Origin of the sequence: Spirosoma radiotolerans, assembly GCF_000974425.1 — a bacterium.
Lineage (GTDB): Bacteria > Bacteroidota > Bacteroidia > Cytophagales > Spirosomataceae > Spirosoma > Spirosoma radiotolerans.
In genome coordinates, this window is sequence record NZ_CP010429.1 from 643,813 (window position 1) to 670,721 (window position 26,909).

Annotated in this window: 23 protein-coding genes and 1 riboswitch; of the genes, 8 read left to right on the forward strand and 15 right to left on the reverse strand. The window is 50.2% G+C overall.

The genetic code is table 11. The features are described from left to right. Positions 1-91 precede the first annotated feature (91 nt). Positions 92-904 (forward strand): YdcF family protein, encoded by an 813-nt coding sequence (locus SD10_RS02460; RefSeq protein ID WP_046375528.1) that lies wholly within the window; start codon positions 92-94, stop codon positions 902-904. Positions 905-947: 43 nt separating this feature from the next. Here the strand turns inward: SD10_RS02460 and pfkA are convergent, their stop codons facing one another. From pfkA to SD10_RS02530, 14 genes are all read right to left on the reverse strand, one after another. Next, entirely contained in the window at positions 948-1,922 is a 975-nt protein-coding gene (gene pfkA, locus SD10_RS02465; RefSeq protein WP_046375529.1) for a 6-phosphofructokinase, read from the reverse strand. A 233-nt stretch (positions 1,923-2,155) separates the two neighbouring features. Continuing rightward, on the reverse strand, positions 2,156-2,926 hold the full coding sequence (locus SD10_RS02470; protein WP_046375530.1) for a glycosyltransferase family 2 protein: 771 nt from the start codon (positions 2,924-2,926) through the stop codon (positions 2,156-2,158). Positions 2,927-2,983: 57 nt separating this feature from the next. Continuing rightward, entirely contained in the window at positions 2,984-4,306 is a 1,323-nt protein-coding gene (locus tag SD10_RS02475) for a glycosyltransferase family 4 protein (protein WP_046375531.1), read from the reverse strand. Beyond that, entirely contained in the window at positions 4,303-5,283 is a 981-nt protein-coding gene (locus SD10_RS02480) for a hypothetical protein (protein WP_046375532.1), read from the reverse strand. Before SD10_RS02480 ends, SD10_RS02475 begins: the two co-directional genes overlap by 4 nt. A 181-nt stretch (positions 5,284-5,464) precedes the next feature. Next, on the reverse strand, positions 5,465-6,271 hold the full coding sequence (locus tag SD10_RS02485) for an FkbM family methyltransferase (RefSeq protein ID WP_046375533.1): 807 nt from the start codon (positions 6,269-6,271) through the stop codon (positions 5,465-5,467). A 108-nt stretch (positions 6,272-6,379) separates the two neighbouring features. After that, positions 6,380-7,879, reverse strand: a complete 1,500-nt coding sequence (locus tag SD10_RS02490; RefSeq protein WP_046375534.1) for a lipopolysaccharide biosynthesis protein — start codon at positions 7,877-7,879, stop codon at positions 6,380-6,382. 57 nt (positions 7,880-7,936) lie between these two features. Continuing rightward, a complete protein-coding gene (gene pseI / locus SD10_RS02495; RefSeq protein ID WP_046375535.1) occupies positions 7,937-9,016 on the reverse strand; it encodes a pseudaminic acid synthase in 1,080 nt (359 codons plus the stop codon). Further along, the gene (locus tag SD10_RS02500; protein WP_046375536.1) at positions 9,013-9,534 is read right to left on the reverse strand and encodes a GNAT family N-acetyltransferase; all 522 of its coding nucleotides are present in this window, start codon (positions 9,532-9,534) and stop codon (positions 9,013-9,015) included. The genes pseI and SD10_RS02500 overlap by 4 nt, the downstream gene beginning before the upstream one ends. Before the next feature lie 62 nt (positions 9,535-9,596). Beyond that, the gene (gene pseG, locus SD10_RS02505; protein WP_046375537.1) at positions 9,597-10,625 is read right to left on the reverse strand and encodes a UDP-2,4-diacetamido-2,4,6-trideoxy-beta-L-altropyranose hydrolase; all 1,029 of its coding nucleotides are present in this window, start codon (positions 10,623-10,625) and stop codon (positions 9,597-9,599) included. Further along, positions 10,622-11,311 (reverse strand): pseudaminic acid cytidylyltransferase, encoded by a 690-nt coding sequence (pseF, locus tag SD10_RS02510; protein ID WP_046375538.1) that lies wholly within the window; start codon positions 11,309-11,311, stop codon positions 10,622-10,624. Before pseF ends, pseG begins: the two co-directional genes overlap by 4 nt. Continuing rightward, positions 11,308-12,483 (reverse strand): UDP-4-amino-4,6-dideoxy-N-acetyl-beta-L-altrosamine transaminase, encoded by a 1,176-nt coding sequence (gene pseC / locus SD10_RS02515; RefSeq protein WP_046375539.1) that lies wholly within the window; start codon positions 12,481-12,483, stop codon positions 11,308-11,310. The genes pseF and pseC overlap by 4 nt, the downstream gene beginning before the upstream one ends. A gap of 81 nt (positions 12,484-12,564) precedes the next feature. Further along, a complete protein-coding gene (gene pseB / locus SD10_RS02520) occupies positions 12,565-13,581 on the reverse strand; it encodes a UDP-N-acetylglucosamine 4,6-dehydratase (inverting) (RefSeq protein WP_046375540.1) in 1,017 nt (338 codons plus the stop codon). A 77-nt stretch (positions 13,582-13,658) separates the two neighbouring features. Beyond that, positions 13,659-14,561 (reverse strand): hypothetical protein, encoded by a 903-nt coding sequence (locus SD10_RS02525; protein WP_046375541.1) that lies wholly within the window; start codon positions 14,559-14,561, stop codon positions 13,659-13,661. A 160-nt stretch (positions 14,562-14,721) separates the two neighbouring features. Further along, positions 14,722-15,669: a GNAT family N-acetyltransferase gene (locus SD10_RS02530; RefSeq protein ID WP_046375542.1), complete on the reverse strand. Its 948-nt coding sequence runs from the start codon at positions 15,667-15,669 to the stop codon at positions 14,722-14,724. 288 nt (positions 15,670-15,957) lie between these two features. Between SD10_RS02530 and SD10_RS02535 the strand changes: the two genes are divergently transcribed. Continuing rightward, positions 15,958-16,659, forward strand: coding sequence for a hypothetical protein (locus SD10_RS02535; protein WP_148562371.1), 702 nt, complete (start codon positions 15,958-15,960; stop codon positions 16,657-16,659). Between the two features lie 66 nt (positions 16,660-16,725). Here the strand turns inward: SD10_RS02535 and SD10_RS02540 are convergent, their stop codons facing one another. Next, positions 16,726-17,604: a Ppx/GppA phosphatase family protein gene (locus tag SD10_RS02540; RefSeq protein WP_046375543.1), complete on the reverse strand. Its 879-nt coding sequence runs from the start codon at positions 17,602-17,604 to the stop codon at positions 16,726-16,728. 471 nt (positions 17,605-18,075) lie between these two features. Between SD10_RS02540 and SD10_RS02545 the strand changes: the two genes are divergently transcribed. The 6 genes from SD10_RS02545 (at position 18,076) to metH (ending at position 26,872) form a co-directional block, all read left to right on the forward strand. Continuing rightward, positions 18,076-19,041, forward strand: coding sequence for a hypothetical protein (locus SD10_RS02545; protein WP_148562372.1), 966 nt, complete (start codon positions 18,076-18,078; stop codon positions 19,039-19,041). A gap of 189 nt (positions 19,042-19,230) precedes the next feature. Then, positions 19,231-21,093, forward strand: coding sequence for a carbamoyltransferase family protein (locus SD10_RS02550; protein ID WP_046375545.1), 1,863 nt, complete (start codon positions 19,231-19,233; stop codon positions 21,091-21,093). A 16-nt stretch (positions 21,094-21,109) separates the two neighbouring features. Continuing rightward, positions 21,110-22,264 (forward strand): hypothetical protein, encoded by a 1,155-nt coding sequence (locus SD10_RS02555; protein ID WP_046375546.1) that lies wholly within the window; start codon positions 21,110-21,112, stop codon positions 22,262-22,264. A gap of 18 nt (positions 22,265-22,282) precedes the next feature. Continuing rightward, positions 22,283-22,432 carry a DUF5989 family protein gene (locus tag SD10_RS29800; RefSeq protein WP_012928744.1) on the forward strand — a complete coding sequence of 50 codons (150 nt, stop codon included), beginning with the start codon at positions 22,283-22,285 and terminating at the stop codon, positions 22,430-22,432. Positions 22,433-22,436: 4 nt separating this feature from the next. Next, a complete protein-coding gene (locus SD10_RS02560) occupies positions 22,437-22,799 on the forward strand; it encodes an SxtJ family membrane protein (RefSeq protein ID WP_046375547.1) in 363 nt (120 codons plus the stop codon). A 73-nt stretch (positions 22,800-22,872) separates the two neighbouring features. Beyond that, positions 22,873-22,980, forward strand: a riboswitch (SAM riboswitch). Between the two features lie 106 nt (positions 22,981-23,086). After that, a complete protein-coding gene (metH, locus tag SD10_RS02565) occupies positions 23,087-26,872 on the forward strand; it encodes a methionine synthase (RefSeq protein ID WP_046375548.1) in 3,786 nt (1,261 codons plus the stop codon). Positions 26,873-26,909 lie beyond the last annotated feature (37 nt).

The following is a 26,909-nucleotide window of genomic DNA, read 5'->3' on the forward strand; positions in this document are numbered from 1 at the left end:
CGTATCTTCGCAACAGAATAGCGTCAAATTTACGGTATTTTGCTGGTACGGTTATCATCTATCAAAACGCTTGCCATGTCCACTATAGTCTATGTTTTATTTCTTTTCTAAAACGATTACGTATCTGCTCACGCCCGCTGGGTGGCTCATAACCACCTTGTTACTGGCTTTCTTTACGAAAAAAGTGCATTATCGACGCCGACTGATTGGCCTAGGACTAGCGATCTTCTGGGTATTCGGCAATTCGTTTTTGATGAATGAACTGGCGTTGTGGTGGGAATATCCGATTCAACCGAATCTGGCTGCGTCAACTGATTCCTCGAATCGAATTGCCGTTGTCCTGACGGGTAGCCTGATAAACAGCCTGAAAGAGGTGCCGGCATCCGTACCCACGAAATACGGCCCGTCTCGGTTTTTACTGGGTCGGGAAATCGACCGCGCTGGTCAGGCCCTGTTTCTGTATAAAACAGGGGTCGTGCAAAAAATCTTAATTAGTGGGGGCAACGGCGATTTGCCCATACAGGCTAAACGAGCGAGTGATGAAGGAGAAATGACAGCTCAATTTCTGATAGTGGCGGGCGTTAATCCAAACGACATTGTTCTGGAGCGTAAGTCGCTAAATACGCATGAGAATGCGCAGTTTACGGCTCAATTGCTTCGACAGCGTTTTAAAACCAATCAGTGCGTGTTGGTCACCTCGGCCTGGCACATGCGTCGGGCAGTAGGCTGCTTTCAGAAAGAGGGCATTCAGGTGACGCCTTTTGCGGGTAGTTTTTTAAGTCGGGAACGGTCATTTCTGCCGGGTGAATGGCTGCTGCCGCACGAATCCGCCTTTTTCGACTCGTATTACCTGATTCGGGAGTTGGTAGGTTACCTGACGTATAAACTGGCAGGCTATATCTAGCCCTACAAGGTTTTTGAAAACCCTGTAGGGCCATTTGTATTCGTTAAACGGACAGAATCTTTACCATTCTGAGTAAATCTTCACTGATTGGTTTGGGAAGCCGAATGGTATCGCGGAACGGCGTATAGACCAATTCGTTGTTGATAATACCTGCCATTACGTTTTGTTCACCATTCATCAAGCCTTCCAGTGCACCGAGCCCCAGCCGACTGGCCAGAATCCGGTCGTAAGCAGTGGGTATGCCGCCCCGCTGAATGTGCCCCAGGGTTGTTACCCGCATATCGATATCAGACTGAATTTGCGCACGTATTTTTTCGGCAATCTCTGTAGCGTTTCCTGCTTCTTCACCTTCTGCAATGACCACAATAGAGGAGGATTTCTGGCGACTCCATCCCGATTTCAGCGTTTCAATGACCTCCGAGATGGGCGTAAGAACTTCAGGTACCATCACCATTTCGGCACCACCAGCAATGCCCGACTGAATAGCGATGTAGCCAGAATCGCGACCCATTACTTCAATGAAGAAAATCCGGTCGTGGGAGTCGGCAGTATCCCGAATTTTATCAATAGCTTCAAGCGCCGTGTTAACGGCTGTATCGAAGCCAATCGTGTGGTCAGTTCCGTAGAGGTCATTATCAATGGTGCCGGGCGCACCAACGGTTGGAATACCGTATTCATCGAAAAAGAGAGTAGCGCCCGTAAACGTACCATTGCCGCCAATGGCCACTAAGCCTTCAATGTCAAATTTCTTAAGTTGATCGTATGCTTTGGCACGACCTTCGGGGGTCATGAATTCTTTGCTGCGGGCCGATTTCAGAATGGTACCTCCGCGTTGCACGATGTTACTGACCGAGTGCGAAGACATCTGAAAAATGTCGCCATTTATCATTCCGCTGTACCCCCGGCGGATACCGAAAACTTCCAGCCCGTGATAGACCGCCCCCCGAACCACAGCCCGGATACAGGCGTTCATACCCGGTGCATCCCCACCCGAGGTAAAAACAGCTACTCGTTTCATAGGTTAAATCAATTATTTAGGGAAATTTCACAAAAGGTTACGAGGGTATCGTTTTAAACCCCGCAAATTTATCCGCATTTATCAATCTATGGGCAATGAACTGGGAATTATCCCATTGTTTTCGCACAAATTTCACAAAAAGGCTAAAACAAACTGGCTTTAGCGTCTATTTTAACATGCCCGGTTATCAACCCTGACCAATTATTGTGTTTCGGCTGTCACCTTGCTGCACATTATATATTGACTTTAAATCGTCCTGCCCGCCACAGAATCATCATGTGATTGCGTAGCGTTGTCAGGAGGCCAAAATGCTGGACAAGGACCTTGAATCGATCCGTGAGCGACCGGCGGTGCTGCTGCACGGAAACCCCGCCAACTAAGTACCTACATAAGACAAAAGGCAAAAACTCTATTTTTTGGGCCTTTTTCAGACAACGGATTTCCCAGTCTAAATCGGCGCTCAGGTTCGTAAGCAGATAGTCGGGGGCAAGATCCCGTTTAACAACAAAGGCCTGATGGCATACTTTCATACCGAGTGCCATATCGCGCCAGGTCAGGTTTTTGGGCAAAACATGGGGAGTCACTTGGCTGCGCAAACCTACTGGAACCGTATGAACAGCGACCTGATCGACCACGTCCCGAACAAAAAGCGCATCGCTATAATACACATCGGCCTCAGTCGCCTTGATCCGCGCCAGTAGTTTCGACACTACATCCGGGTCGTGGATTTCATCGCCTGCATTCATAAACCAGACATACTGCCCTGTGGCCTGATGGAGCCCTTTGTTCATCGCATCATACAAACCCTGATCAGGCTCAGAAAGCCAGCGGGTAATGCTGGTTTGATATTGCTTAATAATGCTTAGCGTGCCATCCGTAGAGGCTCCATCAATTACAATATACTCAATATCCGTTGCCTGCTGGTCGACGACACTCCTGATCGTGCGCTCCAGAAACCGCTCGGCATTGTAGGTAATGGTGATGATGGAGATGGTTGGCGACATAAAAGTGAATGAGTGAAAGAATGAATGAGTGAAAGAGCGCTACAAGGAACCACTCTTTCACTCATTCATTCTTTCACTCATTAATTTATCGTACAAATCTATATGTTGCCGGGCGACGACGTCTTCTGAAAAACGAGCTTCGGCTGATTGACGGGCGTTTTGACGCAATTCCTGGGGACTAGGGTGGGTTAGAATGAACGCCAGTCCGTCAGCCAGCTGTTGCGCCGACCCCACATCGGCCAGATAGCCATTTTGCCCGTGGTCGATCATTTCGGGAATGCCACCCGTACGAAAACCAACCACCGGCGTACCACAGGCCAGCGCTTCGATGACCGTATTGGGAAGGTTGTCTTCCAGCGAAGGGACAACCATGGCATCGGCTGCGTTGTAAGCCGCCACAATATCGTCTTCTGCAGTTAACAGGCCAAGGTGCCGAATGGTATAGGGCAACTCATTGAACAAATAAGAACGGCCCTTGCCAAACAGTATTATTTCTGGGGCCAACTCCGGGTATTGCTGGTTGAGTAGTGCCAGCGCTTCGGCAAATTGCCTGAAGCCTTTACGAACATCGGTTACGTTAGCACTGCCGAATAAAAGCCGGGCTGGGCGAACGGCTGTCAGTTGATCTGTGTCCGGCAGGTTAAGCTGAGCATTAGCCTCCGTGCGCTCCATAGGCCGAAACGCCATTTGGTCGATAGCGTAAGGAATGACCGTGAACGGAAACGTACGGAGCAACGCACTGCGCTGTGCTTCGCTGGCTAACCAATGGCTGGGCGGGGTAAAATGCACATGGGCGTTCTGGAAAAGTGCCTTTTTCTGCTCAAAAATTTTGTCTGATAAATCATGCTCATCGGGCTTTTTCAGATAAGGGCAGTTGCGGCAATGACTCAGGAAGTGATCGCAGCCGCGCGAGTAATGGCATCCACCCGTAAAGGCCCACTGGTCGTGTAATGTCCAGACAATGGGTTTTTGTAAGGCAAACAGCGACCGCAACCCTTCTATCGACAAAAAGCCGAAATTGATCCAATGCAGATGCAACACATCGGCTTGTTGAATGGCCGGATGAAAATTGAGATTAGCGCCAAACTTAGCGGGCGAAAATTGAAATCGTACCGAAGGGTCACGTTCGTGAGGCAGGAAATACAATCGTTCGGCCACGAATCGTCCAAAGGCCGTTTGTTCGGCCAGAAAATTATTAGCCAGATAAAGCACGCCCGGCGCTGGTCGATGTTTCTCGAGTCGATTGGGAACGCCCACGAGCATCGTACTCTCGATGCTGTGCGTTGTCCATACCTGTTTTTGCAAGGCTCGGTGGAGCCGGTTAGCCGCCACAGCCGCCCCGCCAAATAAGTGGTAGTTGCTTAGGTGCGTAACTCTCACCGCCCTAGTAGTTTATCGAACTTTTTGACAACTTCGGGCCAGAAGCCCAGCCCAAACACACGTCCCCAAATCCGCCGACGCGAATAGGCTTCCATTTCAGCGAAGATTGGATCTGTAGAAATATTTTTTGCTTTCTGCGTTAAAATCAATGCAAACCCGTGCTGCTTCAGCGTTGTCGCAAAAACCCAGCCCAGCAACAGATTTCGCTGTGTGAGCGTCGTTTCGTCAGCGAAGCGGTTCAGGTAGGTCATTTCACCCCAAACGGCGCTGTTTTTTAACGAGAACAAAACAAACTTCTTCACCAATGGCTGGCTGGTGAAGCTGTCTAACAACGCGGGTGTGATGCGGGGAGAGCCTTTTGGAATCAGTTCGGCAAGCCAGTGACTGCCTGTTGCCTCCATGAATTGCAGTACCTGATAGAGTTTGTCCTCGCCATCGTAAATCGACGCAATACCCGGCTCAAATTCGGCCGTGAGCACCTGTTTTGCCCGCGCTTCGCCGAGGTTACGAAACAGCCGGAGGTCGGTGCCCTGCGAGTCGGTTTTGAACCAGTCAACCTGCTTTATGTTCAGGCTATCGAGCGTTGATCGAAGGCTCCGCGTTTTTAACTGAACCACTTTAGTGGGCTCAAATTTGGGCGCGAAGGCATACTCCTGAATCAGATCGGGCCGGGGGCGTAATAGGCTGGAACAGTGCGGTGACACCGTCAGGTAGAAGTCTGCGTGTCCTAAACCGGTATTTTCATCCTCGTCCGACGTTGGTCCGGTAACAATATTATTAAACGTATAAAGCTTCCGAAAGTGTCCGGATTCACTTTCTACATAGCCAAAATCGCGGTCGTCGGCATCGAATGCAATACATACAGCGTATTTTGCAAATGCTTTCCAGCGACCATGCAGTTGCCCCGATGCGCCAATATCCACGAGCACAGGCGGCTCTGTCTGAAACTCAGGACGGGAAAGTATTTTATCGATCATTTGGTTTGTGGTTTGTGGTTTGTGATTAGCCTCCATTCCATGGCCTGGTATCCTCACAGGCCACTCCTGCCAATAGAAACAGTTGCTGACGCTCGTGTGGCTTGTGAGGACACAGGCCATGGAATAGGATGGTTGTGGGTCGCGTTAGCCAACCACAAACCGTAAACTACAAACCACCAATCTATTTTCTGTACGCAAAGATATTCAATTGTAAATCCATGCTGTCGTTGCCTTTGTAACGATGGTTGACCAGGGGTGCATGGCGGTACTGACTAGTGTTGATGTAATACCGGAAACCACTGGCTTCCAGCACCTGAACAACCTCAGCCAGCGTTTGCGGATGGTCGAGGTAGGCATGGAATTCAACGAAAAGGTTCTGAACATGGGCCAGCGCATCCCGACAATCGGTGAGCACCGCTGTTTCGGCCCCTTCGATGTCCATCTTGAGCATATCGATTCGGGTTTCGCGCAGTAAAACATCCCGCAGCCGGACAGAGGGAACCAACTTACGGTCGGTTTGCGAGAAAATCGACGCAGAGTCGGCCTGGTCACTGCCAAACCAGATGCCTTCGTCATTTGTCCAGACGGCTTTGGTCACGACGTCGACACCCGAAATCTGATTTTTCCGAAGGTTATCCTGCAAAATGGCACTGATTTGCTCATCGGCTTCGAAAGCCACAATTCGGGCGTTGGGGTAGGCCTGATGAAAGTACACGACGCTCGTGCCGATGTTCGTACCACAATCGAAAATGACGGGAGCGGGGCTGGTGGTGTAGAACCGGTAGAACTCATCCACAAAAATTTCCCGGAACTGCCAGACAAACGACAGCGCATCCGGTACCCGAAACCGGTATTTTCCGAACGTAACATCCGTAGCCTGATTGCGCGGCTTACTGCCGTAGCGCAAGGCTAAAACCAGCAACCGGCGGCCTTCCGCTGAGCGCAGGAGCCGGGCTGTTTCCGTAAATAAAAAGCGAAAGATCCACATGGGAAGACGGTTTACGGTGTCCGGTTTATGGTTTGTAGTTTACGGTTGGCTGACGCAAAATGTGCTAATGCGTCAGCCAACCGTAAACTACAAACCATAAACCAACTACTAGTTTAAATAACGTTTTCTTAACCCCGCCACTGTCTGATCAATATCCGATGACAGCCTGAGCGCAACGACTGACCCGCCAAACAGACCGGTGATCAGTGCCGACCGCCAGCCAATGTCGAGAATGAAGCGCCATGTCGGTGCATTTTTGGCAGGATAAGGAATTTGTACCGCAATCCACCATACGGCGAGGCCCAGTAAAATGACAACGAGGTTTCGCCAGGTAAACGGCTGCATCTTAAAAGCAAATCCCACAAACAGCGTTCGAGCAAGGTTAAACAGCGTTGTTGCCAGTGCGGCCCCTATGGCAGCTCCATTGATACCAAAACGAGGAATCAGATAGAGGTTGGCCCCAATCGTAATGAAAACGAGGGCGACAAAAAATAACGAGTCGTAGGTGTAATAGCGGGACGTATTCAGAATAACGCCATTTACGCCGGTTGCCATGTCGATCAGTTTACCCAGGCCAAGCCACAGAATCACGTAATAACCTGCTTCGTAACTGGCGGGTAAAAACCGGAAGACACTGGGCAGGTTAGCAGCCACGCCGACGAAAACCAGACAGCCCGCAATCAATTGATTTAAACAGCTCTTTCGGTAAATACTGGCAATGTTTTTCAGGTCGTTCGTTTTCCATGATTCGGCAATCAGTGTACCGGAAACTTTATATAAGGTCGTTGCCGGAATCGCAATAACTGTGGCAAAGTAGGAAGCCGTGCCATAGATTCCGGTGTCGCCAAGTCCCTGTCTGCTGTTGATCATGAATTTGTCAATCGTCCAGACAATCTGCGTCGAAAGGGCCGAGGTGAAAGTTAAGCCAGCATAACGTATCATGTTTCGGCGTAAATCCGCTTTGACGAACACAAACGTACGGTTGAAAAATAAAGCCTCATCCCGCGCAACGCTAACAACCATCAGTAGTAGCGGAACCAGAAACGCTACTAACCAAACGCCCAGAAACTGGGGCAGCGTAACCCAGCCCAGCCAGTACAGGCCACCCGCCAGGAGGATCAATATGCGCTGAACGAACTGTTGTAAGAGGGTTCCCGTAACGGGGTCGTAGAGCAACCGGGCGTAATTGTCAAAAACGGTGAAATAGACCGTAAAGAAGGTGAGCGGAATAAGCAGATAATAATATTCGACAAACAGGGCCGACTCTTTCTGGTACCAGTCAATGACCCAGGGACGCGCCAGCCACAAGGCCAGTACACACAAGCTGAAACCAATGAGCGTCGTTAGGCAGGCAATGAGCAAATACCCGTTATGCTGTTTTTCAACGTCACGGAAAAACGGAAAGTATCGTCCTCCCGCGCCATTCACGCCCAGATTCGATGCCTGGGAAAGCACCTGCGCCAGCGAAATCAAGAGGGTTAGCAACCCCACCACCTGGGTTCCTTCGAATAAATTCGGAAACCAGAGCCCTTGCGTAAAAAAGCCAACGGCTACACCCGCGTAGGCGTAAATCGAACTCTGAATGGTTTGCCGTTTAATGATACCCATGTAGTGAAAGAGCGAAAGAGTGAATGGCGAAAGAGCGTTTCGGTTGGTGCCTCGCTTTCACTCTTTCACTCTTTCGCTCTTTATTAAATTCCACGTCAGTGCTGTGCCTGCGGGAATGTTGGTGGTGGCAGTTTTGCCAAGGATGTCGTCGTAGTAGCGGGTGTGCAGGCCATTGGCCGGGCGTATGCTGCGGACATTGTCGGGGGTGAACCGCTCACCCGCCTTCATCGGTTGCACGATATATAGTGACCGTTTGAACTGCAAACTCTTCGCTTCTTTGGGGGTAAGCGTATAGCTAACCTGCCCCATTGCCAGATGTGCCCGTTCGGTTTCGATGACGAGGTTTTTCAGCTCGTCCGGCTCCAGAGAGAAGGCAGAGTCGACACCTCCATCGGCCCGGCGCAGCGTTACGTGCTTTTCCAAAACGACAGCGCCCAACGCTACAGCCGCCACAGCTGCCCCGATGCCCATGGTGTGATCAGACAAACCCACGGGCACATCGAACAATTGCCGCATGTGTGGAATGGTCTGTAAATTGGTGGTTTCGGGCGTAGCGGGGTAGGTGCTGGTGCATTTGAGTAAGATCAGGTCTTTACACCCGTTTTGCCGCAAAATTTTAACGGATTCATCAAGGTCGGCAACGGAAGCAACCCCGGTACTCATAATGACTGGTTTGCCAGTACGAGCCACTTTCTTAAGCAGAATATGATCCGTATTCTCGAAGGACGCAATCTTATACAGCGGCACATCGAGCGACTCTAAGAAATCAACAGCAGTAGTGTCGAAGGGCGAGCTGAACGCAATCATGCCGCGCTTTTGCGCATGGTCAAATATAGGTTTGTGCCATTCCCAGGGCGTGTACGCTTCGGCGTAGAGTTTGTACAGATTTTTGTCGGCCCAAAGCGACTTAGTGTCGCGAATGTAAAACTCCTCCGATGCCCCGTTAAACGTAATAGTATCGGGGGTGTAGGTTTGGAGTTTGAGCGCGTGCGCCCCGGCATCGGCCACGGCGTCGACAATTTCCAGCGCGCGTTCCAGCGACTGGTTGTGGTTGCCCGACATCTCGGCAATCACAAACGGCCGATGCGCTGGGCTGATGGTATATTGGGCAACCTGAATCGGTTGGTTACTACTCATTGACTATTTACGTAAAGCAAACACGGCTTATCCCGGCCTGACGCGGCCCCGCCTGGATTGGTCAGGTTGGAAACGTCAAATTTACCGCTTTCCCCCGACAATCTGAAACCAGCCCGTTCGAAGGCCCGCACCGATGCCTGATTTGCAGGTTTGATGTAGGCATGAATCGTCACAGCTCCCCACTGGTTCCGGCACACGCGACACCCTTCCGTAATGAGTTGAACGGATAGCCCTTTTCCCCGATAATGGGCATCGACCGATAGGCCGATGATGATTTCATCGGGCATATCGGCAACGGGTGTGCGCTCAAAACGTACCTGACCAACGGGCTGCTTTGTTTCATCCGTGAAGACGAGCAGCAACGCATTTGGGTCGACTACTTTGCGCGAAAACCAGGACGTATGCGTTTCCAGCGAAATAGGAGCAGAATGGAACGACTGCCGACGGGTATCAGGGTCGTTTGCCCAATCAAAATAAAGTCGGGCATCAGCAGGTTGGGCAATTCGGTAAGTGAGCATAGTCGTAGCCGGAACGTCTTGACATACCGAATTACGCATTTAATTGGAGCAACTAACTAATCTTAACGTAAAGTTTGGAATAGCTCCCGGAATCGTTCGGGCGAGCGGCCATCAAAAAAACGGCGTTGATTGGCTAACGAGTCGGCCACGATTTCGGGCGAGAACTCAAAGGATTGAATCGCGAGCTTCAGCATCTGATCCAGGGCAATAACTGGCGTCAAACGCGTCAATAACGACGGGAAATTAACAGATAAGGCTAGTTTTTCTTCGGATAAAAACTGTGCCAGCCGTGCTTGGTTATCGGCCGTCACGACGGTGATGAGGGGCCGGTTGATGGCACACACTTCGTAGGCTATCGTGCTGCAGGCCGTGATGGCTAAACGGCAGGCCGTCAATTCCTCAACCATTTGTTGAGCTGTCAGATTTTGCAGAATCGTTAGGTTCGGAAGCTGGTGTTGAAACGCGTCGATAGCGGCCCGATTTGGATGAAAGGGCCCTAGAACAAGATGAACGGGCAGTGTTGAGTCAACCTGCCAAATAGCCTCCAGTACCGTTTGGGATATGTTTTGCGGGTCGGCACCGCCCAGACTGACGAAGATGGGGCCGTCGGCTGGTACTGGCCCGAAACCTGCCGGGTTCAGAAACGCGGGTCGGAGCAGGGCATAGTGTGGTCCCAGGCAAAACTGCGTATCCGGCGAGGCATCATACTCGGCAGCCGTAATGCCACCCGCGTGATTAATTAATACATCGGCAAGCTGATGGCCGGTTGCCAAGTCGTCAATAAAAACCAGCTTCTTTGCCCGGGAGCGCACGGACTGCTGAAACGGTTCATCGAACGAATAGCCATCCAGCACAACAATGTCAGTAGGGGCAATGTGTGCTAAAAAAGCGTCCTGCTGCCCGCTTTCAGGAAGGAGAATGACGGACAGCCCCGCTTGCTCGATCATAGCGTTAACATTGGCGGCTGGCTTAACAAGGGCAAACCGCATGGTGTAATGTCCTGTCAGCATATCGGCCAGCGCCAGGCAGCGCATAACGTGGCCCAGGCCGATCTGCGCGTTTCCGTCTGCCCGGAAAAGAAGTTGTGTCATTGACTGGTCAGTAGGTTAAACTTCAACTCGGCTAGCTGCCAATCTGTTTCCGTATCAATGTCCTGCGCCTGCATCTCGGAAATAACAATGCCCCCCGAGTTATTGGTAATCAAGCGCTGATTTTTCTGAAATGACATTACCCGAAAAAAGTAAAACTGCCCGGCGTCGTGATACGCGGGTTCTAGATCCTGCGAGCGAGTGAGCGCATGTTCGGGCTGATACCACTGCACCTTGTCGTCGCGCAGGAATACGGCTCGCTGAATGGGAAAACTAAACGGCTGGACTGGATAAACCGTATCGAACTGTTTTTCGGTAAGGGTCGTGAATGCCTTTTGTAAAAGGTCGGCAGTGACGAACGGAGCGGTAGGGTAGAGGCAGCAGGCATAGTCGAACACCTGTCCTTGCCGGGCATATTGGGCTAAAACCTCATCAAGAACCTGAGCCGTAGTGGCATAATCATCAGCTGTTTCGAAGTTTCTGAGAAACGGAATCGATGCACCATATTGCCGGGCAATATCGGCAATTTCGTCGTCGTCAGTAGACACCATGACCTCATCGAACAGGCCCGACTGCAAGGCTGCGTCAATGCCGTAAGCCAGAATAGGCTTACCCAGAAACGGGCGAATATTTTTCCGGGGAAGGCGTTTGCTGCCGCCCCGCGCCGTGATGATCGCTATGCTACTCATGCGCCCACAAATTCCTTAACCGACTCGATCACGTAAGCTTGTTCATCATCCGTAAGGGTCGGAAACATGGGCAGGCTCAGGCAACGGGCGTAGTACCGCTCGGCGTTCGGGAAATCGCCGGGTTTCCAGCCGAACTGTTGGTAGTAAGGCATCAAATGAACGGGAATGTAATGCACCTGCGCCATGATGTTTCGGGTTCTCAGGAAGTCGTACAGCCCTTTCCGGTCGTCGATCTGAATCACGTACAGGTGATACGCATGAACGACATCCGTGGGCGGCACAATGATGTCTACAGCGGTTCCCGCAAAGGCATCGTCATATCGTCGGGCAATTTCCTGCCGACGGGCTAGCATCGCGTCGACGCGGGTTAACTGGCTATTTCCCAAAGCCGCCTGCATATCAGTCAGGCGGTAATTATACCCCAATTCCTGCAATTCCATGTACCAGCCACCGCGCTCCGGTTCACCCGGATAGGGTTCCGTAAACTCGGCTGGCTTGTTGGTGATGCCGTGGGTTCTGAGTCGGAGCAAGTGTTTGTACAAGGCTTCGTCGTTGCTGGTAATCATGCCTCCTTCGCCAGCCGCAATGTGCTTAACCGGGTGAAAACTGAAAATGGCAAGATCCGCCAACGACCCATCGCCACAACGGTGCGCTACGCCCTGGCTATCGGTAAACGAGCCGCCCGGCGAGTGGCAACTGTCTTCCAGCAGCCATAAATCATATTCATCGGCCAGTTCACGGAAAGCGGCCATATCGACCGGATAACCAGCGAAATCAACCGGGATGATGCCCGAGAAGTAGCCTTTTGGATGCTGTTCGAGCAACGCACGAACGGCATGTATGTCGAGTAAAGCGGTTGCGGGGTCAACGTCGGCAAAGAACACCTCTCCGCCACAGTACCGAACACAGTTGGCCGAGGCCGAGAAGGTGATGGGTGTGGTGATCACCCGTGTGCCTTCCGTTACGCCCAACGCCATGCAACACAGGTGTAGGGCGGCCGTACCATTGGCTACGGCTACCGCATAGTGACAGCCAATGTACTTGGCAAAGGCGCTCTCAAACGCACCGATATGTGGGCCCTGGGTCAGAAATGGACCGCGCAGTACGTCAGCAACGGCGGCAATATCTTCGTCCGTAATGTGTTGACGACCGTAGGGGATGGGTTGATTCATAGTTTGTTTGCTGAGTTCAAGGCCGACGCAACTAATCAAAGAGGGTCAGTGGCGCCGGACTTTCATTCGGAGAACAAGTAATTAAACCGAAAAGGCTGGGTCGACATGTTCCCGGATTTGCTCCCGGAGTTGGTCTACGTTGAGCCATTCGGTGTTGGTGCCGGAATTATATTTAAAGCCCATATCGACCTGACGCCCGTTGAAGGCTTTCATGTAATCGTCAACGCTCCAAGTAGGTGTCGAGGGCGTGATAACGTAGTATTTATCCGTCTCGACGGTGTTGAGCGAGTCCGTTTCGGTAATCATTTCCTCGTGAAGTTTCTCGCCTGGGCGAATCCCAACTAGTTTCTGTTCGCAGTTGGGACCAATGGCCATAGCGACATCGGTGATGCGATAGGAGGGTATTTTGGGAACAAAAATCTCACCGCCCCAGGCGTGTTCGAGCGCGTGAAAGACCATTTCAACCCCTTCTTCAAGAGAAATGTTGAAGCGTGTCATGTCGGGGTGCGTAATCGGCAGGACGCCGTCTTTGCGTTTTTCGAGGAAGAAGGGCACGACCGAGCCCCGCGACCCAATGACGTTGCCATACCGAACAACCGAGAACCGCAAATCGCGGCTACCTTTCATGTTATTGGCGGCTACAAATAACTTGTCGGAGCAAAGTTTGGTCGCTCCGTATAGGTTAATCGGTGCAGCAGCTTTGTCCGTCGAAAGAGCCACAACCCGTTGTACGCCATTATCCAGGGCCGCGTTGATGACATTTTCGGCTCCGAAAACGTTGGTTTTGATGCACTCCATTGGGTTGTATTCGGCTGCGGGGACCTGCTTCAGCGCGGCTGCGTGCACAATGATGTCGACGCCTTCGCAAGCGCGCTTAAGCCGCTCGCCATCCCGCACATCGCCAATAAAGAACCGAATGGACTTGTATTTCGACTGTGGGTAATGCTGCGACATCTCAAACTGCTTCAGTTCATCGCGGGAGTAGATAACCAGGCGTTTGAGGTTCGGGTGACGTTGGTACATCATCTCTACGAACTTCTTGCCGAAAGAGCCGGTACCACCGGTGATTAGAATGGATTTATTGCTGAGATCAAGCATGAGTTGATAATAAATAAGTCAAGTTGGGCGGTTCGGTATGCGTGAAAGCGCGAATTTAAAAGCTGGCTGACCAGCTTTTAGTGGCGAATCGGCTGGTTTAGAGTAGTCCGCTCAAACGCGTCGATATAGCTTTTGGCGCTGGCATTTATAAGTTGAACACCCCGATAGTCGGCATAGTTGCGTAGTACTTCGTAGCCCCGAAAGACTTTGTGTAAGGATAAGAACTGCGAGGCCATCGAAAAGGTGCGCTGCCGCTGCGCATCGGAATAGACGGGCTGATGCGTTAAATCTTTGGGGGTATCGTAGAAATGTATCTGCTTGATCAATAGCTGGTTCTGGTCGTTCAGCCTGATCTGTTCATGCCAGGATGTATCGGCCCCGAACAGGTAAATGGTATCGAACTTTCGGTTGATCATCAACGTCAGGGCGGCAATGATAACCGTTTGCGCCTGAGGCATGCCCAACCCCTTCGAATAGAGCCAGTAGGTCAATTTTCGAAAACCACGAACAACCGTGTAGTTAAAATAGACGACTTTGATGTGCGGGTTGCTCCGTTCAATCACGTTCAGCAGATAAGAGCCTTTGGCAAAATGAGGTACATACAGAAACATGGGCCAGGTAACCTGCTCCTGAAAAATCGACAGGGTTTTCCGGATGTCGTCGCGGTCGGTGGTCTGTTCGGTAAAGACGAAATAATTAGGGTCAGAGATAACGTAATCCTGCGGACGAAGCCGGAGAAAAACCTCCGCGTGAGCAAAGTTATTGACGCATACAATTTCGGTTTGTCGGATAAAGTCGAATTGATCCGCTAAGGACTCGTTGAGCGATGGGCCGTTGCCCAAAACAGAGCAGACAGGGAGTTGACGATCCGGTAAGCGGGTAGCATGCCGACCACGAATTGCCACCTTCAGCAACGATACCAGCGATGCGAACAAGTCGCCCAGAAATTGACTAATGTGATTAAAACCAGCTTCGACCATGCAAACAGCACCTATTCGCGTGCTTTTTTCTACAAAACAACGAAAAAAACAGCAGACCGGAAGTGAGAGGTCGGAATGAGCGTTTTGACGACTGGTTAATTTAGCCGTTCTGACTTTTGGATCAGCTTATAGAATCGCTAGCAAAATCCTATGACTTCTTTCATAATATCTTTTCAAATACCTGCTTTGGTGACTCCTGCGCACCCAGATTGCGCTTGAATCGTATCAGACCAGGTTTTGGTTGTTTATTGGCATCGAGCGACACGCCCAAATCGAGTAGCCGTATCGCCGTTTTCTTGCAATAATCGAAAAGCCCATCGATGAGCATCACCATGGGGCTAAGCGTCTGATAATCGGGGTGCGATGCGGGCAGAAAATTATATAAAATGTCGTGCCGGACGCGTACAGTTATCGTCACTGCCGCTAGCCGTGGCCCGTCAGTTACTGCAAAGGCCACGAATTGATCAGGAAACTGCTGACACAACTTAGTCACGCGACGACTGCTGACGGCCATTGGATACCCTTTCTGCTGCCGGGTTTCCTGAATGAAATCCACAACTTCAGCTACGTCTGTCGATGCCCACTGGTTAAACTGGAGGCCAGTTCGCCGACATCGTTGCAGCCGTCGGCACTCGGCTGGAACAATCCGGTCGTCAAAGGAATGACGACCGATGGGTAAATAATAGGTAGGATGAGCGGATTGTTGCACAAAATTGTGGGCGGAAAGCCGGTTCATTAGCCGCGCTGCCTGTTGCTGTGCATAACAATGTGGATAACTGACGATTCGTAGTTTTTTTACGCCTTCATTGCGGGCGGCTGCTGTTAATTCGAAGAGGAACTTATCCAGAACCGCATCGGGCAACGTTTCCGAAAATTCGATGGAACCAAAAGGTGCAGCCGCCGGACTACAGGCTTCATCAGCCTGGATAAAAAAAGCACAGCGGGCCTCGGTTTGCTGAGTTTCCTGGTTTACAGCCGAGAGTAGAATAAAATTTTCAGCCTGCTGCCGCAGATGGGCATACTCATTAAAGAAAAATCCAGGTTCGTAAAATGGGAGAACGTCGGACGGAGTTGGGTTTTGTTGATGTAAAAAGACATAGTTGGCCATATCGCGCAGGTATAATGCGTGTACAGACGGCCTATACAAACGAAAAGTAACGAGGGTAATTTCGCATCGGCGTGACGTACCGGTTATTCTGAAGTCGAAACATAGTATATACATACATCAATACAGGCTGATTCGGCGTCGGGGTTCTCACTGACCGGCCATATAGACTGGATATCCGATAGAAAGAATATGGGGGTAGCTCTCATGATACGGAATGGCGGACGAAGGTCTTGGTTAGGATGGCTTCGGATTAGTTTTCTGAGCTTATCCGCCTTATTGATTACCTCCGTGCTAAAGGCGCAGGGTAGTTTTTGCCCGAGTATCACCAACGCCAGCCCGACATCCCTGACGGTTTGTACTGAAAGTGCCATTGATAAATTAGAGGTCAGCACAACGGTTCTGCCCTCTGATACCATTCAGTTTGTGCGGTTTGATACGTATCAGGCAAACCCCTATGCAGAACGGGGCGGTGTGCCGGTGGGCGAAGTCATGCCTGGACAGGGAAAGGCCACGTTACGGAATGTGATTTTCCCCGCACACTTTGACCTCCCCGACCGGATTTACTACGTGTATGCCCGCCTGAAAACGGCATCTGCTGACCCCAATTGTACCCCGTTTGCCTTAATTACGGTATTCATCAGAGCCAATCCCATGGCTTCGGTCGTTATCAAAGAGGCCACCTGTTATGCTACAGAAACGCAACGCGATGGGCAAGTGTCAATAACCGGATATCAACCAACCGAAACGTATGAGATGGCCGTCAATGGGACCTTCTCAGGCCGGGGGAGCGCCATACCGGCTGATGGTGTGATCGTTGGTGGTATCAGCCGAACGGGAATTCCCAAAACATACACGGTGCGAATCTATAATTCGTTGGGGTGCTATGCCGATCGTTCGACAACCATGACAAATGCGTTGTGCACCTGTGCCAATACACACTGCGTACCCATCGTCATTGTAAAAGTAAAAAGTGGCAGAGTCTCGAAATAAACTCTTGTTTTTACAGAAAACCCCGGCCTGACGAACTCAGGCCGGGGTTCCTTATATGGGGTAAAACTACTTTCGTTTCTTCACCTGCGCGTAGACCTGTTGAATAATGCCATCTTTCAGGCCCAGATCAGGAACAATAATCTTGTTAGCGCCCGCCCACTTCATGACAGAGATGTAAATATCAGCGGCTGGCACGATCACATCGGCTCGGTCGGCGTTCAGGCGAAGTTTGTTGATGCGGTCCTCCTGGCTAAAGCCCGCAATGAAATCACGGATGCGCTCGATTTCAGACCGGGTAGTTTCGGTTTCCGAAATTTTAGAGGCCAGGTTGAACAGCTTGCTGATGTTGCCACCCGTACCAACGGCGGTTACCTCCTGAAAAGAATCGATATTGTCTTCGACCCAATCTTCAATTTTTCGCCAGGCTCCTTTGTGTTCCTTGCCCTCCAGTAAGCGCACTGACCCGATTTTGAAGGATTTAGAATTGATCTTTTCCCGGTTTAGGTATACGTTCAACTCGGTGCTGCCGCCACCAACGTCAATGTGTAAGTATTGCCGGTCGTCGAGTGCATGTACAACGACGTCATTAATCAACTCGGCTTCTTTGCGGCCGTCAATTATATGAATTTTGATGCCCGTTACTTCTTCAATTCGTTTGGCGACCTCCTGCCCGTTAGACGATTCCCGCATGGCTGAGGTAGCACAGGCCATATAGCCTTCAACCTCGTGCAGTTCCATAAGAAGCTTATAGGCCTGCATGAGTTTGGTTGTCCGTGCTTCACTTTCGGGTGTCAGAGATCCGTAATTAAATACGTCGTGACCGAGCCGAAGGGGGAACCGTACGTATTCAACCCGTTTAAAGCTAACCAGGTCATCGTTGTGCAATACCGTCGAGATTTGCAGACGAGCTGCGTTTGAGCCGATATCAATAGCTGCTAGTTTCAATATCAATAGAGCTTTGTGAATGGGCCAAAGGTAATTTTTTTGCGTATATGAGCGAAGCGCTATCCTTTATTTTCGACGGTGCCAGACCATTATCCCTGCAAATATCCTTTGGTGTAAACATCAGGGGTGTAATGAGTAGACTCAGGTTGATAAACGGTTTATCTTATCCGTGAACTATGGATCACTAGATAAACGATTGAATCATTAGCTCATTCGCGCGGACCATTTTCTTGCTATTTTTGCCACTGTAAGTAAAGACGAAGCGGTTCGGGTTAGATTTAGTTAATAGATTACACAAAATAGCATTAGCTCATTTATAAAGCACTTTGTGCATCTGTAAAATAGTAGTATAGGAGTCTCCGTTGGTAATATATTATGCTCTACGGTAAAGTATGGGTTAAAGGAATTGCAGTATCATTTCTAACTTTCATTTTTAGTTGGTTAGCTCTTGAAGGAATAGCCAGTCTTTTGTTGCACTGGAAACAAAAGTACCAAAGGGAGGCTGAGTATAATACACAGGCAGACAAGGCCGAGCCGTTGAAAAACTCGCTCGTGTTAGTGCGAAATGACGCCTTGGGCATTGTTCGGCCGGCTCCCGGTCCGTATGAGGTAAGTTACCGCATAAAGCAACCGGCCACGGGGGGCGCCCATCTGTCTCAATCCGCGAAACAGGTGTCTATTACCTACCACATAGACAGCCTGTCGCGCCGGATTACCCCTTTTGATAACCAGCGGGCCGCTGGTAAATACGCTTTGTTTCTGGGCTGCTCGTTCACCTATGGCGAAGCGGTCTCGGATACAAGTACGATGCCCTATTATTTTGGTAAAGCAACCGGTTTTCGGCCCTACAATTACGGCGTATCAGGATATTCACCTGCCCACATGATCGCGCTTCAGCAATCGGTGAATATGCGGAACGAGATTGCTGAAAAAGACGGAATCGCCATCTATACGTACATCGAGGATCATTTAGCCCGAGTCGCGCCCAGTACCAAATGGATTTATAATTCGAACGGATACTGGCCTTACGTTAACCCCAAAACGGTGGCCGTCGAAGGAACTTACGGAGAAAAACATCCTATCAACCTACAGTTGATTAACGGCATGTATAAAAGCAACATCGTTAACCTCTTCAACATCAACTTTCCCCGGCGGTATAGCACCGAGCAGTATGAACAATTTGTTACGATTGTGAAAAAATCGGAGCAACTGTATCGCAATCAGTTTGGGAATGACAATTTCTACGTGGTTATTTTTCCGGCCTATCCGATGGCTCCCGAACTGCGCCAACTTTTCCAGCGCGCTCAGTTGAAAGTAATTGATTATTCGGCCTTACTTTCCTGGAAAACAACCTATGATGGGATGCATCCGGATGGAGAGGCTTATAAGCGAGTAGCCGAAAAGCTGGCCAACGACCTGCCCATCAAGTCTATTTAAGCGCTTTATCCCTTTTTGCTTTTTCTTTGGATAAAAGGTATTGGTTGATCGCTTTTGTTCTTTTAAGTAACTGAAATTGCGATTAATATACTCTGCTAGTGGGCCGGAAAGTAATTGGTACTGAGTCAAATGATTCGTATGCCAAAAAAAACCGTTACTTTTGGCCTTGTTTGACCAGTAACATAGTTCATGACCATATTAGGCATTTCTGCTTTTTACCACGATTCAGCAGCCGCAATAATTGAAGACGGACGTATCATTGCCGCTGCTCAGGAAGAGCGGTTTACCCGTAAAAAGCATGATCCCGGTTTCCCGGCTGAAGCCATTAAATATTGTCTCCAGTATAGTGGAGCAGACCTCAATAAGTTAGATGCTATTGTCTTTTACGACAAGCCATTGCTCAAATTCGAGCGGTTGCTCGAAACGTATTATGCGTTTGCTCCTCAGGGATTACGGTCCTTTTTGATGTCGATTCCGGTCTGGCTTAAAGAAAAGCTGTTCCTGAAGCGGCTGATCCGACAGGAGTTGGAGAAACTGGGTTATGACCCATCCCGTAAAGTAAAACTGCTTTTCCCCGAACACCATCTCTCGCATGGTGCCAGTGCCTTTTATCCGTCGCCTTACGAGCGGGCGGCCATCCTGACCATCGACGGTGTAGGCGAATGGGCAACAGCCTCAATTGGTTTAGGCGAAGGCAAAAATATTTCCATTCTCAAGGAAATGCGGTTCCCGCATTCACTGGGCCTTTTGTATTCTGCCTTCACCTATTTTCTGGGCTTCCGGGTCAACTCCGGCGAATATAAGCTGATGGGACTGGCTCCCTATGGCGATCCAAATTCGCCTGACGTAGCCCGTTACATGGCCATTATCAAAGACAAACTGGCCGACCTTAAACCCGACGGCTCTGTCTGGCTGAATCAGGAATACTTTGATTACGCCACCGGCCTGAAAATGGTCAATGAAGCTAAATGGGCCGAGTTGTTTGGTTTTCCCAAACGTCAGCCAGAAGACGAATTATTACCTCAGCATTGTAACCTGGGTTTGGCCATTCAGTATTTAACCGAAGAGGTGGTGCTGAATATGGGCAAAGAGGCCAAGCGCCTGACCAATGCCGATGCGCTGGTACTGGCCGGCGGGGTTGCTCTCAACTGCGTATCGAACGGAAAGCTACAGGCATCGGGTCTGTTCAAGGATATTTTCATTCAGCCGGCCGCTGGTGATGCCGGGGGCGCGTTGGGTGCCGCACTCGCTGCCTACCATATCTATTTTGGCAAGGAGCGGATTGTCACAACCGAACGGGATGCCATGCGGGGCTCTTATCTGGGGCCAACCTTCTCTGACCTGGATGTGGAGCTGATGGCTAAAAAATACAAAGCTGTTGCTACGCATTACACCAACTTCTCGGACTTGACCCAGGATGCCGCCAAACTGCTGGCTGAAGGAAATGTGCTGGGCTGGGTTCAGGGACAAATGGAGTTTGGACCACGGGCTCTGGGCGGCCGTAGCATTCTGGGCGACCCGCGCAACGCCGAAATGCAGAAGAAACTGAACCTCAAAATTAAGTACCGCGAATCGTTCCGGCCCTTTGCGCCGTCGGTATTAGCAGAGGATTGCGCCGAGTATTTCGACTACGATGGCATCTCGCCGTATATGCTACTCGTTCATCCGGTTGCGCAGAAGCGTCGGACACCGGTACCGGCCGATTACGCCAGCTTCCCCCTGCGTGAAAAACTTTACTACCAGCGGTCAGATTTACCCTCCATTACGCACATCGATTATTCGGCTCGTATTCAGACTGTCCATAAAGATACCAATCCCCGGTATTACGAATTGATCGATTCATTTAAGAAATTAACGGGATATGGCGTCATCGTCAATACTAGCTTCAACGTGCGTGGTGAACCAATTGTCTGTACGCCCGACGATGCCTATCGCTGTTTTATGCGTACCGAAATGGATTATCTGGCTGTCGGTAATTACCTCTTCGATAAACGCAAACAGCCCGAATGGCAGGAAAAAGATAACTGGAAAGAAGAATTTGTTTTAGACTAACGAACGATCTGTTTTAATGCAATCAAAACTTGTTTCCAGTGCCATTCGCCTGTTTCTGCTGGGGTTTTTAACTTTCTTTGTTTTCTACGGCGACCATTTCGGGGTAAGTTTCGACTATCCTCACAAAGGGTTATTCGACAACATATACGTTCGTCTGATCAAGTGCTGTCTGTTTCTGTTGCTGACTATCGAGCTGTTGCGTGTGTATTACTACGGTGTTGTCAAAAACCCGAATCCACCTAAATTACTCGGTAACGTCGCCACTTTGTTTGTGCCCCTGATTGTGCTGATGTTCTTTGTCGAGATGGCATTTATGTTCATTTCGCAAAGCCAGGAAGGCGGACTTACGCTGGCGTCGCATATCTGGTTTGAACGCTACTGGCCGCCCATGACGGGCGATTACCGCGACGCACCCAAAACCGATACGCTGGGGAAAAAGAAAGTATTTATCGTCGGTGATTCGTTCAGCGCGGGACACGGTTTGAAAACCGCCGAAGAGCGTTACGGCAATATTCTGGGCGAAAAGTTGGGTACCAAACAATACGTGACCTACAACCTCGGCATATCCGGTTCTGACACCCGCGATGAATATGCCCGGCTGTTGAAGTTTGGGAAAACGCCCGATATACTGATTTTACAGTATTTTCCAAACGATATCGAAAAAGTGGCGCTGGAGCATGGCCTGATCCCGCAGGGATTTAGACCTTATTCCGATCTGCCCCGCTATATTCAGTCGCTGTTCATGCGGTCGTATCTGCTAAATTACCTGTACTGGCAGTTTCCGCACGGTAACTTTGCCCCGTTTGATGTGTATGCCCGGACGGCTTATGGCACACCGGCAATCATCAACGACCACCTGAGTGATCTCACAAAGTTTATTACCTACGCCAAAGAACACAATTGCCGTTTCTACGTGGTTATGTTCCCGTTTTCGCACAACATCGAGAAAACAGCTGAGTATGTTAAGCCGGTTGTGAATCTTTTTCAGACCAACAACGTACCGATGCTAGACGTAGGAAAACTAATGGTCGATATTGCCCCCAAGGATCGGGTTGTGGGCCGAAATGATGGCCATGCCAGTTCGATTGTAAACCAACGGGTAGGCGATGCGCTATTCAAATTGGTACAATCGAATCCAGGAACGGGTCAACTGGTAACTAGTATTAAGTAAGTAAACTCAAATAAATGTATGGAATTCTTACAGGATATTTTTAAGTTCATGAAGCAGCGCAAGAAATGGTGGCTGGCTCCAATGATTATTCTGTTGCTGCTCATTGGGGTTCTGATCGTCATTGGCGGTGGTTCGGCGGTAGCTCCGTTTATCTACACATTGTTCTAAACACATGGATATTACCGAAAAAGTAAAAGCCCAGCTCGTTATCGTAACTGGGTTGGTAGTGCTGTATTTTATAACCAAGTCGCCCTGGTTTCTGTATGGAGCTGCGGCTGTAGGGGTGCTGAGTCTGGCTGTTCCGGCCGTCGGTGACCTTATCGTAAAAGCGTGGTTCAAACTGGCTGAGGTGTTGGGAAATATAAACGGCAAAATCATTTTGTCGGTACTGTTTTTTGTCTTTCTGTTTCCCATCGCCCTGTTGTATCGCATGACGGCCAAGAATCCGCTGGCAATCAAACGCACCGGCAACACGTCGTTTTATACCGAGCGTAACCATCTGTATACGAAAGAGGATATGGAAGACGCCTGGTAATTACGAAGAAGCGTATATTGATTTCGGGCGTCTCGATTGTCGGGGTGCCCGATTTTTTGTTTAATTTTGTGTAGGCTTATCCAGAAAGACGGAGGGAACGGACCCGATGATGTCTTGGCAACCAACCACCCCAAGGAAATGGTGCCAATTTCCTCCCGCTTTATAGCGGGATAGATAAGTTAGCTCTGCGCTATCTGTCTGGCTGTATCTAAGCTGTTTTGTTCATTGGATTTTTTTTAGGGTATCAACTGTTGGTACACTACGAATCATGCCTTCTATTACTGCCTTTGAAAACGATACACGAACTTCTTCACGAACGTATCCTTGTCCTCGATGGGGCAATGGGAACGATGATTCAACGGTATAACCTGACGGATGGCGACTATCGGGGCGAGCGATTCCGGGATTGGCCGCATGACCTGAAGGGAAATAATGACCTGCTGTCGTTGACTCGACCCGATATCATTCAGGCGATTCACAAACAGTACCTCGAAGCCGGTTCTGACATTATTGAAACCAATACCTTCAGTGCTACGTCCATCGCTATGGCCGATTACCACATGGAGGAACTGGCCTACGAGCTCAACTATGAGTCGGCCCGGCTGGCTAAAGAGGTAGCGGTTGAGATGACCGGGCAGCAACCCGACAAACCACGTTTTGTGGCCGGGGCCATGGGGCCAACCAACCGGACGGCGTCACTGTCGCCCGATGTAAACAACCCCGCTTACCGTGCCATTACGTTCGATGGTCTGGTGAATGCATATTATGAACAGGTCAGTGGGTTGGTTGATGGCGGTTCGGATCTGCTGCTCGTCGAAACCATCTTTGATACACTCAATGCGAAGGCGGCTATGTTCGCCATCGATAAGTATTTCAACTTAAATCCGCAGAAGACGGCCCTTCCGATCATGATCTCGGGCACCATTACGGATGCCAGTGGTCGGACCTTATCGGGGCAAACAACGGAAGCCTTTTTGTATTCTGTTTCGCATTTGCCGCTGCTTAGCGTAGGACTGAACTGTGCGCTGGGAGCAGCTCTGATGCGGCCGTATATACAAACGCTTTCCAGAGAAGCACCTTTCTTCACGTCAGCTTACCCAAATGCGGGCTTGCCCAACGAATTTGGAGAGTATGACGAAACGCCGGATATGATGGCGTCACAAATCGAAGATTTTATTAAAAGTAGCTTTGTCAACATCGTTGGGGGGTGCTGCGGCTCAACGCCCGATCACATTCGGGCTATTGCCACTGTAGCCGCCAAATACCCACCCCGGCAGTTACCGGAGCCGGAGCCTTATCAGAAATTGAGTGGGCTGGAGCCGCTAAAAATTACGGAGCAGACCAACTTTCTGAACGTTGGCGAGCGAACCAACGTAACGGGTTCCAAGAAATTTGCCCGGCTCATTAAAGAAGGGAACTTCGATGAAGCCCTCAGCATTGCCCGAGGGCAGGTTGAGGGGGGCGCTCAGGTGATTGACATCAACATGGATGAAGGCATGTTGGATTCGGTGGAGGCCATGACCACGTTCCTGAACCTGATTGCCGCCGAACCTGATATTGCCCGTGTGCCCATCATGGTCGATTCGTCCAAATGGGAAGTCATTGAAGCGGGTCTGAAGTGCGTTCAGGGGAAAGCGATTGTCAACTCCATTTCGCTCAAAGAAGGCGAAGAGGCCTTCATTGAACGGGCTCAGTTGGTGAAGCGCTATGGGGCCGCTGCTGTTGTGATGGCCTTCGACGAAAGTGGCCAGGCCGACTCCTATGAACGGCGTATCCAAATTTGCGAACGCGCTTATCGGATCTTGGTCGACAAGGTTCAGTTTGCTCCGCAGGACATTATTTTCGATCCCAATATCCTGACCGTTGCCACGGGTATCGAAGAGCATAATAACTATGCGGTTGATTTCATCAATGCTACTCGGTGGATTAAGCAGAACCTGCCGCTGGCTAAAGTAAGCGGTGGTGTATCGAATATTTCGTTCAGCTTCCGGGGCAATGATGTTGTCCGGGAAGCCATGCACTCGGCCTTTCTGTACCATGCCATCCGGGCGGGTATGGACATGGGCATCGTGAATGCGGGCCAGTTGGAAGTATACGATAGCATTCCTAAAGAACTGCTGGAGCGTTGTGAAGACGTATTGCTCAATCGCCGGGAGGATGCCACCGAGCGCCTGGTCGAGTTTGCCGAAACGGTGAAAGCGAAAGGGAAAGAGATAGTACAGGATGAAAGCTGGCGGCTCGAACCCGTTCGCGAACGGCTGAAACATGCACTGATTAAAGGAATCACAGATTATATTGATCAGGACGTAGAAGAAGTCCGCCTACAGGTCGAACGGCCGCTACACGTCATTGAAGGGCCGCTCATGGATGGTATGAGCATTGTGGGCGATCTGTTTGGCGCGGGCAAGATGTTCCTTCCGCAGGTTGTTAAATCGGCACGGGTGATGAAAAAAGCGGTCGCTTACCTAACGCCATTTATCGAAGCGGAAAAGTCGGGCGCGGGGTCCTCTTCTGCCGGGAAAATCCTGCTGGCAACCGTTAAAGGCGATGTGCACGACATTGGTAAAAACATTGTTGGCGTGGTACTGGGCTGTAATAATTACGAAATCATTGACCTTGGGGTCATGGTGCCTACCCAGAAAATTCTGGATGCCGCCCGCGAACACAATGTCGATATTATTGGGTTAAGCGGCCTGATTACACCGTCGCTGGACGAAATGGTTGGGGTCGCTAAGGAGATGGAACGGCAGGGTTTCACCATGCCCCTGCTGATTGGTGGCGCTACCACATCGCGCATTCATACCGCGGTTAAAATTGATCCACATTACTCAGGGCCGGTGGTCCATGTGTTGGATGCCAGCCGGAGCGTGCCCGTTGCCGGCAAACTCGTTAGTGAAACCGATGGCACGCGGGAAAAAATCTTCACGGAAATCAAAGCTGAATACGTCAAACTTCGCGATGACCATGCGAAGCGGCAAAAAGAGAAGGCTAGTCTGACCATTTCGAAAGCGCGGGAGAATCGTACGAAAATAGACTGGACGACCTTCGAGCCAACCAAGCCAGCCTTCCTGGGCAATCGGTATTTTGACGATTACGACATTGCCGAACTGGCCAATTATATTGACTGGACACCGTTTTTTCAGACGTGGCAGTTGCATGGAAAATACCCCGCTATTTTTGACGACGCTATTGTTGGCAAAGAAGCGAAGCAGTTGTTTGACGATGCCAATCAGCTTTTGCAGGAAATCATCGATAAGAAGTTGTTAAAGGCTAAAGCGGTGGTTGGATTCTATCCCGCTAACTCGGCCGACGATGATGTGCTGTTACACGACTTCGAAGAGTACACTCGCGACGTTCCCTGCGAACGGCATGGCTCTCACCAGCATATCGAGTATAAAATCAGCAAAGCGCAGTCTCAAACGGCAGTGAGTCCGGCTGGTGAGTTAATTTACGACACAAAGACGGTGCTTCATTTCCTGCGTCAGCAAAATCAAAAAGCACCGGGTTTGCCGAACTACTGCCTGGCAGACTTTATTGCTCCCCTGGAAAGTGGTCGGGAAGATTACATCGGCGGATTTGCCGTAACGGCTGGAATCGGCATCGAAGCTCTGCTCGACAAATACGAGCGTGACCATGACGATTACAACAGCATTATGGTAAAAGCCATTGCCGACCGGCTGGCCGAGGCCTTTGCTGAACGGATGCACGAGCGCGTTCGGAAAGAATTCTGGCCGTATGCAACCGACGAGAATCTGGCCAATGAGCAATTGATCAAGGAAGCGTACCAAGGAATCCGGCCCGCGCCGGGCTATCCCGCTTGCCCCGATCATACGGAAAAGCAAACCTTATTTGATCTATTGGATGCCAATAAAATAGATATTGAACTGACCGAAAGTTACGCCATGTATCCGGCTTCGTCGGTGAGCGGTTTCTATTTCTCAAACCCCGAATCGAAGTATTTTGCCGTTGGGAAAATCAACAAAGATCAGGTACTGGACTATGCACAACGGAAAAATAGGCCTGTCGAAGAGATTGAAAAATGGCTTAGCCCAGTGCTGAGTTATGATGTGTAGGGCTTACTAGCCCGACAAGTGAAAAGATGGTTGTGCA